We start from the raw sequence: 11,013 nt of genomic DNA, 5'->3' as shown, positions 1-11,013 counted from the left end.
CGGAGCCAGTACGTTGCCCCACTCCACGAACACCCCGACGTTCCAGGTGATCGGCGCCACCGCCGTCGCGGAGGTCCTCGACGGCCGCCACGAGGACGTCGTCGGCCTGGTGTCGGACATCTACCGGCTGCACGGCCGCGGCGGAACCACCAACCCCGACAGCTACTTCCTGCGCTTCCCCGAGCGCCCCGAGGCGCGGATCATCGCGCTGCCCTCCCGCATCCAGGACGAACAGGAGGTCGCCGGCATCAAGTGGATCGGGAGCTTCCCGGGCAACCACGCCGCCGGCACCCTGCCGCGCGCCTCGGCCGTCGTGGTCCTCAACGACATGGCGACCGGGTTCCCCTTCGCCTGCGTGGAGGGCTCGGCCATCAGCGCCCACCGCACCGCCGCGTCGGCGGCGCTCGCGGCCGGCCTGCTGCACCCGGACAAGTCCGCGTCCCGGGTGGCCGTGATCGGCTCCGGCCCCATCGCCCGGCGCATCCTGGAGTACCTGCGGGAGACCGGCTGGAAAGCGGGGCGCTATGTGATCCACGACCTCGTCCCGGCCCGCGCCGAACAGCTCAGGGACGACCTCCTGGCGCGCGGCGACAACGCCGAGGCCGTCACCACCGGCGCCGAGGACGCGATACGCGGCGCGGAGCTGGTCGTCCTCGCGACCACGGCGGGGGAGCCGTGGCTGCACGACGCCTCCCTGCTCACACCCGAACAGACGGTGCTCAACGTGTCGTTGCGCGACCTCGGGGTGCCCGTCGTCCTCGCGGCGCAGAACATCCTGGACGACGTCGACCACTGCCTGAAGGCGAACACCTCCCCGCACCTGGCGGAACAGGCCACCGGCAACCGCGACTTCGTCGCCGGCACGGTCTCCGACCTGATCGAGGGGCGGCTCGCGCCCGACCCCGGCCGCCCCCGCGTCTTCTCGCCGTTCGGCCTCGGCGTACTGGACCTGGCCGTCGCCCGCTTCATCCACGCGGAAGCGGTCCGCCGGGGCTCGGCGGTCACGATGGAGAACTTCTTCGGCCTGGAGTAGCCCGCGGGCCCCGTGCCCGCGGATCAGCTGTCCGCGGGCACGGCGGGCTCCCGCGGCGGCAGCAGGTCGTCCCCGTGGTCGTCCTGGTCGTCGACCGAACGCAGCGTGCGTACCGGAGTGAACAGGGGCCACGCCGCCGCGAGGATCAGCCCGGCCGTCGCCGTGACGAGCGCGCCGGAAAGACCGAGGGCCGTGGAGGCGACGGCACCGCCGGCCAGCGCGCCGAGCGGCTGCACCCCGAGCCCCATGAAACGCGCCGACGAGATGATCCGGCCCTGAAGATGCTCGGGGACCATCGTCTGCCGCATGGTGTTCACGCAGACGTGCATGACCACGATGCCGAAGACCCAGGAGAACTGCGCGATCCCGATGAGGACGAGCGCGACCGGCCGGTCGAAGTGGTGCACGAGCCCCACGGGAAACCCCGTCAGGCCCGGCAGCGCCAGCCCGATGATCGCCGTCGGACCGATGCCGAACCGGGCGATCATCCGCTGGTTGACCATCGCCGCCGTCAGCCCCGCGACACCGCCCAGCATCGTCATCACGCCGAGGAGTGCCGGGCTCAGCCCGACCACGCGCAGCGCGTAGAGCATGTACGTGGCGGCGAAGACGGACGAGAAGAAGTTGAAGAACACCGAGGTGACCGCAAGCGGCCACTGGTACCGGTCCCGGCGCAGCACCCGCAGCCCGCTCAGGATGGCCCGGAAGTGCGACTCCTCGGGCTCTTCCGTCCGGCGCTCCTTGGCGGGGTGCGCCTTCGGCAGCCCGATCAGGGCCGCGCTGCTGACGACGTAGGAGCAGGCGTCGATCACCACGGCTATCGGCGCCCCGAACGACTGCACCAGGATGCCCGCGAGGCCGGGGCCGCCCACGTCGCCGACGGCCTCGCTCGCCTCCAGCCAGGAGTTCGCGGGCCCCACCTTGTCCCGCCCCACCAGCCGCGGGACGTAGGGCGTCATCGCGCTCTCGAAGAGCAGCGAGAGGGCGGCGATCAGGTACGTCACCAGGGCGAGCAGCCACACGCTGAGCGCGTCGGCCCAGTACAGGAACGGCACGGACATCAGGACGGCGAGGCGCGCGAAGTTCGCGACGTGCATCACCGCGGTCCGCTCGTACTTGTCGGCCATCACCCCGGCGGAGAGCCCCAGCGTCAGACTCGCCATGCCGGCCGCGGCGACGAGCAGACTCATCTCCCACGGGGACGCGTCGAGGTTGACCGCGGCCACCAGCGGCAGCGCGAACGTGGTGATCTGGGCGCCGGTCAGGGAGATCGACTCGGCGGCCCAGACACGGAAGAAGCCCGTCGAGGCCAGTACCGATTTCTTGCGCATGGCAGTATGCGTCCTTCTGGCCTGATCAGCCGATGGTCACGGGCAGGCTTGAGTAGCCGCGCGGGTTGAGGACGGGCCGCCGCACGGGCTCCCCGGCCAGGGCCAGGCGCGGGAAGCGGCGGAAGAGCGCACGGAAGACGATCTCGCCCTCGAGGCGGGCGAGCGCCGAGCCGACGCAGTAGTGGATGCCGCCGCCGAACCCCATGTGCTTCGCTCCCGTACGCCCGAGCCTGAACCGGTCCGGCTCGGGGAAGCGCTCCGGGTCGCGGTGGGCGGCACCGATGAAGACGACGACGGGCGCCCCGGACGGGACGTCCACGCCGGCCAGCGTGGTGCGGCGCAGCGCGCGCCGCACGGTCGCCTGGATCGGGGACTCGTACCGCATGGTCTCCTCGACCGCGGCGGCCGCGAGGCCCGGGTCGGCCCGCAGCAGGTCCAGCTGAGCGGGGTGGCGCAGCAGGGCGTGCACGCCGTTGGTGAGGAGGTTGACGGTCGTCTCGAAGCCCGCGATGAACAGGAGCAGCACGAGCTGGAGCAGCTCCTCCCGGGTGAAGGCGTCCGTTCCGTCGTGCGAGGCGAGGAGCGCGGAGATCATGTCGTCCCGCGGGGACCTGCGGCGCTGCTCGATCAGCTCCTCCAGGTAGGGGCTGAGCGTGCCCAGTGCCTCGTCGGAGAGCGACCGGTCGCTCTCCGAGGTGAAGATGTCGAAGACCACCGAGATCGCCGCCGTCGGTCCGCGCAGCCACTCGCGGTCGGACGCGGGGATCCCGAGCATGTCCGCGATGACGGCCACGGGCAGGGGATGGGCCAGCAGCTCGTGCAGATCCACCGTCCCGCCCCCGGCCCCCTGCTCGGCCACGGCGTCGAGCCGCTCCTCGACCATCTTCTCGACCCTGCCGCTCAGGGCGTGGATGTGCCGTTGCACGAAGGCGCCGCCCACCAGTCGCCGGAGCCGGGTGTGCTCCGGCGGGTTGCGGTTCAGCAGGGACTGCCCCATGACCAGCTCGGTCGGGCTGGAGCGCCAGCCCGGTTCGTGGACGTCCATCCAGGCGGCGTCGTCGACGCCGAGGTCGGCGGAGCGCAGGGCCTGACCGGCGGCCGCGTATCCGGTGACGAGGACGGGACCGTACGAGGTGGGATGCACGGGGGCGGTGCGGCGCAGCACGTCGTAGCTGGGGTAGGGGTTCTCGATGCCCGCGGGGGTCCGCAGTTCGAGGAAGGCGATGTCGGCGGGGGAGGGCCCGGAGCGGGGGCGGGGCGCGGGCCGGGGAGGCGCGTCGGCGCTCAGGTGCCCGCGGATCAGTCCGGCGACCTCGTCGACCGCGCCCGGGCCGAGAACGTCGTAGTGCGTGCCGGTGACGGTACGGACGGTGAGGTCGCCGCGGAGGAGGGGCCGCCACTGCTGTGGCCGCAGCCCGGAGGAGGCGCCGACGAGCAGGACGTCGGCGTTGAGCGGGCCGGGCCGGTAGCCGAAGGCGGCGATCATGTTGCTGCGGAACACGGCCAGGCGCAGCCGGAAGTCGTCGATGAGTGCGGCACTCGGTGGCAGGCCGAGCAGTGTCACCAGGCGGGCCAGCCCCTCGTCCGCGCTTGCCACGGGCTCCCAGGGGCCGGTCTCGGCGCCGACGGATCCAAGGATGTCCTCGGCGAACCATTGCAGGAAGTCCGCGTCGTCCGGAGTGCTCTCGAACGGCCGGGGGAACTGCGTGTCGACCATCACGAGGCGGACGCGGTGCCCGAGCGCGACCAGTTGCCGTCCCATCTCCCAGCCGATGGTGCCGCCCATGGACCAGCCGGCGATATTGACCACCGGAGGCAACGGCCCCTTCCGCCCCAGCGCGTCGAGATAGGCGTCGGCCATCTGTGCGATGGAGGTGTGCGGTGCGACTTCGGGGTGCAGTCCGGCCGACTGGAACCCGGACAGCGCGACATCACCTTTGAGCTTGGCCGCGAGCAGACCGTAGACGGAGGCGCTGCCGCTGACCGCGTGGGGACAGAAAAGAGAAGGGAGCGATACGCCTTTGGCTGCCTTCTCCTTCGTATTCCCCACCGCGTTCGAGGACAGTGGAACGATGAGCGGAGGCTCGGATACTGCCCGCAATGCTCGGCCCTTTCCATGCATGCTTGTTCAATTCTCTGTTTCAGGAGAATCGGACGGTCAGCGCGCGGCCTCGACGGCTTCGGCGCACTGGCGCAGGGTCGAGTTCTTGAAGAAGACGGGGGCGGGCAGATCGACCCCGAGCTCACGGCGTACGCGCAGCAGGAACTTGACGGCTTGCAGCGACTTTCCGCCGATGGTGAAGAAATCATCGTCCGGCTGTACGTTCTCGACGCCGAGCAGCTCGCTCCAGAAGCGGCCGAGGGTCTCCTGCACAGACGTCGGCTCGGATGTCGATTTCATGAACGTCCCCCACCCCGTATTTCGGGGTGAGCCGAACGGATCCCCCGCTGTGAAAGTCTCACTGTCGGCCCAAAGGCCCGCCCCGCAAGGAAACTATCAGCCGCCGTCAGAGTAGGCCAAGGGTCCGGGAGAGTCCATGTGTGGCGTACATCACGTCAGGGAATTCGCTATTCCGGTTGTGTGCACTCCCGTACTGAACTTTGCGCAAAAGGGGCGAAAGGCATCCCTGGTCAGCCCTGTGTCCTTCGGGTAGTGTCGCGCTCGGTCAGCTAATCAAATGTGCTGAGGAGAAGAGATGCCGCGATATTCCATACCCCTTTCTCCGGAAGTCCCCGCATCTCTGGCAGACGAACTGGCGAAGCGTATCTACTACACATCGTCGGAGATTCAGGAATTCAATCTCGTCCGTGCCGACGGCGGTGCCGTCTCCGCGGTCGACATCGTGACCGGACGGGACATCGACCCGGCGGACTTCGGCCGCAAGCTCGGCGTCATGGTCGGGCGCGACGTGCTGCCGCAGGAGGAGATACCGGAGCCGACCGTCATCTGGCGCTCCGCCGAGGGTCCGCGGGAATCCCGGGTGGAATTCGCCGAGCTGGAGAAGCTCGGCGTGGTGACGCGCATGGGCGCCGGCTTCTTCGCCGTCTCGGAGCTCCTCGCCGACCTCCTGGAGCGGCTCGACGCCCGCGTCAAGAAGATCGCCGTGGACCGCTTCGGCGCCGAGAGCTACCGGTATCCGACGCTGGTCTCCACCGACGTGCTCCGCAAGGCCGGGTACCTGGACGCGTTCCCGCAGTTCCTGATGACCGCCAGCCGCTTCCACTCCGACGTCGACGCCTACCGGACGTTCGCGACGGGCTTCGGGGCCGCGGCGGACAAGGCGGAGTTCATCGACGCGTGCAGCGAACACTCCGGCTACTGCCTGCAACCCGCGGTCTGCTACCAGGCCTACCAGCAGCTCTCCGGGCAGACGCTGCCCGAGGGCGGCGTCGTCGTCACGGCGCGCGGCAAGGTGTTCCGCTTCGAGTCGCGCTACCACCACTCCCTGGAGCGGCTCTGGGACTTCACGCTGCGGGAGGTCATCTTCCTCGGGGACCGCGAGACCGTGCTCGACCGCCGTCAGCAGCTGATGGACGCGGCGTTCGAGCTGGTGGACGAGCTCGGCCTGGCCGGCCACGCGGAGGTCGCCAACGACCCGTTCTTCGCCAATGACACGACCGCCGAGCAGGTCATGGTCCAGCGTGTCCTCGAAATGAAGTACGAGCTACAGCTCCCCGTGGCGGAGGGCCGCACCGTCGCGGCGGGTTCCTTCAACATCCACGGCGAGAAGTTCGGCGAGGGGTTCGACATCAGGCTGCCGGACGGCGGCCCCGCGTACTCGGGGTGTGTGGGCTTCGGCCTGGAGCGCCTCGCCTACGCGTTCCTCTGCCGGCACGGAGCGGACCCGGCTCACTGGCCCGCCTTCTGAGGGGCTCCCGCCTGCCCGGGCGGCCACGCGAGCAGCGTCAGCCCGTCCTCGGCGACGGCCCCGGCGGGCCGGGCGACCGCCACCGTCGTCCCGGGGGCCGACGCCGGGTTCTCCACGACCCAGTGCCGCGGCGGTGACACCGTGTCGTCCCGGACCGGCGCCCGGTCGAGCCACGGCCGCGTGTTCCAGCGCCGCGGATCACCGGCCAGACCGATGCCGATGGCCTTCAGCACCGCCTCCTTGCGGGTCCAGCACCGGTAGAACCCCCGGATCCGGTCGTCCCGGTCCGCGAAGCCCTCCACCCAGGCCGCCTCCGCGGGATCCAGCGTCGTACGCGTGAGAGTGGACAGGTCCACCTGCCGGTGCGCCTCCACGTCGACGCCCACCGGCGCCGGGCTCACCGCGAGCACGCCCCCGGTGCCCGAGTGGCTGAGACTGATCCACAGGGGCACGTCCGGCCGCGCGACGCGGGGCGGCCCGTGCGCGGCGGAGCCGCAGCCGGGGCAGGGGTGCCGGGCGAGCACTATCTCGTGCCCCGGCGTGTCCAGCAGGCCGGCGAGGATCGAGCGCACCGCCACCCGCCCCGCGACGAAGGCGGCCGCCGGTCCCGGGCGCATCCCCTCGGCCCTGCGCAGCTCCTCCTCGCCCAGCAGGCGCAGGGCCGGACCCGACAGGTCGCTCTCCACCTCACCGGCCGCCCAGGACCACACATGTGTCGTGGCGATCGGAGGCGGCATGGCGGGGACCATACCGGCTGGGGCGTGCACTCCCCGAAGTGCTGGTATTCTGGACAGCGACCGGTTGGCTCCCTAGTGAGTCAACCCGCAAGTGGAGGCTCCGAAACTCCCACCTGGCCGCCCTGAGGGCGGCGGGTCACCGGTCAGACGGTCTCCATCGTTCCGTACGGACGATGGAATTGTCAGACGCGCCCCGCGGTACACCGTGGTGGTGCTCCGGTTTGTGAGGAGCCCCGCCTGTGTTCCGGCCGGGGCATTTTTTGTGCGCCGCATCGGTTAGGTCCAACGAAAACAGACGTTACGTGGCTGTCCGCCAGACGGCCGCGTGGTGCTACCGAGGAGGATCCATCAGCGCCGAGCCCCGCATCAACGACCGGATTCGCGTTCCCGAGGTGCGACTTGTCGGTCCCAGCGGCGAGCAGGTCGGGATTGTTCCGCTTGCCAAGGCCCTGGAGCTTGCGCAGGAGTACGACCTTGACCTGGTCGAGGTCGCGGCGAACGCCCGTCCGCCCGTGTGCAAGCTCATGGACTACGGGAAGTTCAAGTACGAGTCGGCCATGAAGGCCCGTGAAGCGCGCAAGAACCAGGCGCACACGGTCATCAAGGAGATGAAGCTCCGGCCGAAGATCGACCCGCACGACTATGACACCAAGAAGGGTCATGTCGTCCGGTTCCTCAAGCAGGGCGACAAGGTCAAGATCACGATCATGTTCCGTGGTCGCGAGCAGTCCCGCCCCGAGCTGGGTTTCCGACTGTTGCAGCGCCTCGCTTCGGACGTCGAGGACCTTGGGTTCATCGAGTCGAACCCGAAGCAGGACGGCCGAAACATGATCATGGTTCTCGGTCCGCACAAGAAGAAGACCGAGGCGATGGCCGAGGCCCGTGAGGCCCAGGCGGCTCGCAAGGCGGACGCGAAGGCCAATCCGGGCCGCTCGCAGAACTCCGCCGAGGGAGAGGAGCCCGACGAGGCTCCCGCCGAGGCCCCGGCCGAGGCCAACGCCGAGGCCTGATCCCCGGACGCGAGTCCAGGGGATGCCAATCGATACATATGGCTCCCGGATGCCCGGTTTCGCGACCGGGCATCGGAGTGCCACTGACGAGGAGAGAACGGCGCTATGCCGAAGAACAAGACGCACAGCGGTGCCAAGAAGCGTTTCCGGGTCACCGGCTCGGGCAAGGTGCTCCGGCAGCGTGCCAACCGCCGCCACTACCTCGAGCACAAGTCCTCGACCCTGACCCGCCGCCTCGCCGGCACCGTCGAGCTGTCGTCGGCGGACTCCGCCAAGGTCAAGAAGCTCCTCGGTATGTGACGGCGCGCCCCGCACCCACGGGGCGCAGCCGACCGACCATCGGGACCAAGCCGTTCTCGGGTCACGCACGTGACCCAGCTACAAGGAGTTAACAAGTGGCACGCGTCAAGCGGGCAGTCAACGCCCACAAGAAGCGTCGGGCGATCCTCGAGCAGGCCAGCGGCTACCGCGGCCAGCGGTCGCGCCTGTACCGCAAGGCCAAGGAGCAGGTCACCCACTCCCTGGTCTACAACTACAACGACCGCAAGAAGCGCAAGGGCGACTTCCGTCAGCTGTGGATCCAGCGCATCAACGCCGCTGCCCGCGCCAACGGCATCACCTACAACCGCTTCATCCAGGGTCTGAAGGCCGCCAACATCGAGGTGGACCGCAAGATCCTCGCGGAGCTGGCCGTCAACGACGAGAACGCGTTCGCCGCGCTCGTCGAGGTCGCGCAGAAGGCGCTGCCGTCGGACGTCAACGCGCCCAAGGCGGCCTGACGCCCGCGCATTGCCGAGCTCGACATCGGACCCGCAGGCCGCTGGCTTGCGGGTCCGATGTCGTTCGGGTCCCCGTCTGCCCTGTGCTGTCTCCTGCCGTCCGCGGGTCTGTTCTCGGCTGGTCGCGCAGTTCCCCGCGCCCCTATCGGGGCGCCGTCCCGAGGTGAGTTGAATGGTTGCCGCCCCCGAATTGATCTCCCCCAAGTCGCCGCGTGTCAGTGCCGCGCGGCGGTTGGCCAAGCGGAACTTCCGGGGCAAGGAGCGGCTGTTCCTCGCCGAGGGACCGCAGGCCGTGCGGGAGGCCGCCGGGCACGGGCGGACGCTCGTCGAGCTCTTCGCCACCGTCGAGGCCGCCGAGCGGTACGCCGACATCGTGGGGGAGGCGCGCGCCGCCGGGGCCCGGGTGCACCTCGCCGACGAGGACGTCATCGCCGACATCTCGACGACCGTCACCCCGCAGGGCCTCGTCGGGGTCTGCCGGTTCATGGACGTGCCCTTCGAGGAGATCCTCGCCGCCCGCCCCCGGCTCGTCGCCGTCCTCGCGCACGTCCGGGACCCCGGGAACGCCGGGACCGTGCTGCGCTGCGCGGACGCCGCGGGCGCCGACGCCGTGATCCTCACGGACGGCTCCGTGGACCTCTACAACCCCAAGTCGGTGCGCGCGTCGGTCGGCTCGCACTTCCATCTGCCGGTCGCCGTCGGCGTACCCGTCGAACAGGCCGTACGAGGGCTCAAGGACGCGGGAGTGCGCATCCTCGCCGCCGACGGGGCCGGCGCGGACGACCTCGACACGGAGCTCGACAAGGGCACCATGGGCACCCCCACCGCCTGGATCTTCGGCAACGAGGCGTGGGGACTGCCGGAGGAGACCCGCGCACTCGCCGACGCGGTGGTGCGTGTTCCGATCCACGGCAGAGCCGAGAGCCTCAACCTCGCGACCGCGGCGGCCGTGTGCCTCTATGCCTCAGCACGTGCACAGCGCGCCGCCGGAGGGTGCCGCTCCGTCACATCGAGCTAGTAGTGTGACGGGCTCGGGGCCCCGACAGGTCCGAGAGGTGGGGTACGGGGAATGAGTGTGGGCACGAGCAGAGCACCGGGGGTACAGGACCTCGTCCGTGCTCGCGCGGACCACGGCGGTCCCGGTGACCTCGGCGGCCTCGGACTCGACCCCGACGAGCTGCCCGACGGGCTCGTCGTCGCGGACGAGACGGGCCACGTCATCTGCTTCAACGCGGCGGCGGCGCGGATCACCGCGGTCCCCGCGGCCGACGTCCTCGGCACGCCCCTGGACCACGCGCTCCCCTTAGAGGACCTCGAAGGCCGCCGCTGGTGGCAGCTGACCGATCCCTACGGCGGCCTCGCCATCCGCGTCGGCCAGCCCGAGCGCAACCTCCTCCTGCCCGGCGGCCGCGAAGTCCTCGTCTCTGCGCGCTACGTCCGCACCACCCGCACCGGGCCCGTCCGCCGCGTCGTCGTCTGTCTCCGCGACACCGAGGCCCGCCGCCGCACCGAGCGCAGCCACGCCGAGCTGATCGCCACGGTCGCCCACGAGCTCCGCTCCCCGCTCACCTCCGTCAAGGGCTTCACCGCGACGCTGCTCGCCAAGTGGGAGCGGTTCACCGACGACCAGAAGAAACTGATGCTGGAGACCGTTGACGCCGACGCCAACCGCGTCACCCGGCTGATCGCCGAGCTCCTGGACATCTCCCGCATCGACTCCGGACGTCTTGAGCTGCGCCGCCAGCCCGTCGACATCGGGGTGGCCGTCGGCCGGCACATCCAGGCGCACGTCGCCGCCGGACAGGACGCGGACCGCTTCCTCGTCCGGGTCCAGCAGCCGCTGCCCGACTGCTGGGCGGACCCCGACAAGGTCGACCAGGTGCTCAGCAACCTGCTGGAAAATGCCGTGCGGCACGGCGAGGGAACCGTCACCATCGAGGTGGCGCCCTCCTCCTCGCCGCGCGAGCGGGGCGGCGCCGAGACCGCCGTGACCGTGAGCGACGAAGGTCCCGGCATTCCGGAGGAGTCGATGGGCCGCGTCTTCACCCGCTTCTGGCGGGGCAGCAAACGCGGCGGGACGGGACTGGGGCTGTACATCGTGAAGGGCATCGTGGAGGCACACGGCGGGACGATCACCGTCGGCCGCGCGACCGGCGGCGGCGCCCAGTTCCGATTTACGTTGCCCGTGGGCGCCCCGGCGTATCTCCAGTGACTCACGTGAGTCACTGAGGCCGCGAGCAGCCCGCGGGCGCAT

At 70.3% G+C, this 11,013-nt stretch carries 11 protein-coding genes; 7 read left to right on the top strand and 4 right to left on the bottom strand.

The window, feature by feature from the left end:
* Window positions 1-13: 13 nt before the first annotated feature.
* The gene (sbnB, locus tag ACZ4Z4_RS16055) at window positions 14-1,033 is read left to right on the top strand and encodes a 2,3-diaminopropionate biosynthesis protein SbnB (protein ID WP_468327285.1); all 1,020 of its coding nucleotides are present in this window, start codon (window positions 14-16) and stop codon (window positions 1,031-1,033) included.
* A gap of 23 nt (window positions 1,034-1,056) precedes the next feature.
* Here the strand turns inward: sbnB and ACZ4Z4_RS16050 are convergent, their stop codons facing one another.
* From ACZ4Z4_RS16050 to ACZ4Z4_RS16040, 3 genes are all read right to left on the bottom strand, one after another.
* Window positions 1,057-2,364, bottom strand: coding sequence for an MFS transporter (locus ACZ4Z4_RS16050; protein ID WP_468327283.1), 1,308 nt, complete (start codon window positions 2,362-2,364; stop codon window positions 1,057-1,059).
* A 25-nt stretch (window positions 2,365-2,389) separates the two neighbouring features.
* Complete coding sequence (locus tag ACZ4Z4_RS16045; RefSeq protein WP_468327281.1) at window positions 2,390-4,414, bottom strand: cytochrome P450; 2,025 nt, start codon at window positions 4,412-4,414, stop codon at window positions 2,390-2,392.
* 108 nt (window positions 4,415-4,522) lie between these two features.
* Window positions 4,523-4,765: a phosphopantetheine-binding protein gene (locus tag ACZ4Z4_RS16040; protein WP_468327279.1), complete on the bottom strand. Its 243-nt coding sequence runs from the start codon at window positions 4,763-4,765 to the stop codon at window positions 4,523-4,525.
* Window positions 4,766-5,207: 442 nt separating this feature from the next.
* On the opposite strand from ACZ4Z4_RS16040, the gene ACZ4Z4_RS16035 reads away from it, so the two are divergent.
* Entirely contained in the window at window positions 5,208-6,233 is a 1,026-nt protein-coding gene (locus ACZ4Z4_RS16035) for a class-II aminoacyl-tRNA synthetase family protein (RefSeq protein ID WP_468327277.1), read from the top strand.
* Here ACZ4Z4_RS16035 and ACZ4Z4_RS16030 read toward each other — a convergent pair.
* Window positions 6,215-6,970, bottom strand: coding sequence for a 4'-phosphopantetheinyl transferase family protein (locus ACZ4Z4_RS16030; protein ID WP_468327275.1), 756 nt, complete (start codon window positions 6,968-6,970; stop codon window positions 6,215-6,217). The genes ACZ4Z4_RS16035 and ACZ4Z4_RS16030 overlap by 19 nt on opposite strands.
* A 302-nt stretch (window positions 6,971-7,272) precedes the next feature.
* Here ACZ4Z4_RS16030 and infC point away from each other — a divergent pair, with 302 nt between their 5' ends.
* The 5 genes from infC to ACZ4Z4_RS16005 all read left to right on the top strand — a co-directional run bounded on the left by infC (window position 7,273) and on the right by ACZ4Z4_RS16005 (window position 10,971).
* Window positions 7,273-7,980 carry a translation initiation factor IF-3 gene (gene infC, locus ACZ4Z4_RS16025; protein WP_468327674.1) on the top strand — a complete coding sequence of 236 codons (708 nt, stop codon included), beginning with the start codon at window positions 7,273-7,275 and terminating at the stop codon, window positions 7,978-7,980.
* Between the two features lie 105 nt (window positions 7,981-8,085).
* Window positions 8,086-8,280: a 50S ribosomal protein L35 gene (rpmI, locus tag ACZ4Z4_RS16020; protein ID WP_362993571.1), complete on the top strand. Its 195-nt coding sequence runs from the start codon at window positions 8,086-8,088 to the stop codon at window positions 8,278-8,280.
* 95 nt (window positions 8,281-8,375) lie between these two features.
* On the top strand, window positions 8,376-8,759 hold the full coding sequence (gene rplT / locus ACZ4Z4_RS16015; protein WP_150165812.1) for a 50S ribosomal protein L20: 384 nt from the start codon (window positions 8,376-8,378) through the stop codon (window positions 8,757-8,759).
* Between the two features lie 172 nt (window positions 8,760-8,931).
* Window positions 8,932-9,777 (top strand): TrmH family RNA methyltransferase, encoded by an 846-nt coding sequence (locus ACZ4Z4_RS16010; protein WP_468327273.1) that lies wholly within the window; start codon window positions 8,932-8,934, stop codon window positions 9,775-9,777.
* A gap of 51 nt (window positions 9,778-9,828) precedes the next feature.
* A complete protein-coding gene (locus ACZ4Z4_RS16005; protein WP_468327271.1) occupies window positions 9,829-10,971 on the top strand; it encodes a sensor histidine kinase in 1,143 nt (380 codons plus the stop codon).
* The last annotated feature ends 42 nt before the right edge of the window (window positions 10,972-11,013 follow it).

The organism is Streptomyces sp. NPDC030245 (assembly GCF_055572995.1).
This window is presented reverse-complemented; position numbering and strand designations above follow the sequence as displayed.

Excerpts from the sequence above, each read along its gene's own strand:
- ACZ4Z4_RS16050 (WP_468327283.1), bottom strand. The coding sequence starts at position 2,364 with ATGCGCAAGAAATCGGTACTGGCCTCGACGGGCTTCTTCCGTGTCTGG.
- ACZ4Z4_RS16040 (WP_468327279.1), bottom strand. The coding sequence starts at position 4,765 with ATGAAATCGACATCCGAGCCGACGTCTGTGCAGGAGACCCTCGGCCGC.
- ACZ4Z4_RS16030 (WP_468327275.1), bottom strand. The coding sequence starts at position 6,970 with ATGCCGCCTCCGATCGCCACGACACATGTGTGGTCCTGGGCGGCCGGT.
- rpmI (WP_362993571.1), top strand. The coding sequence starts at position 8,086 with ATGCCGAAGAACAAGACGCACAGCGGTGCCAAGAAGCGTTTCCGGGTC.
- ACZ4Z4_RS16010 (WP_468327273.1), top strand. The coding sequence starts at position 8,932 with ATGGTTGCCGCCCCCGAATTGATCTCCCCCAAGTCGCCGCGTGTCAGT.
- ACZ4Z4_RS16005 (WP_468327271.1), top strand. The coding sequence starts at position 9,829 with ATGAGTGTGGGCACGAGCAGAGCACCGGGGGTACAGGACCTCGTCCGT.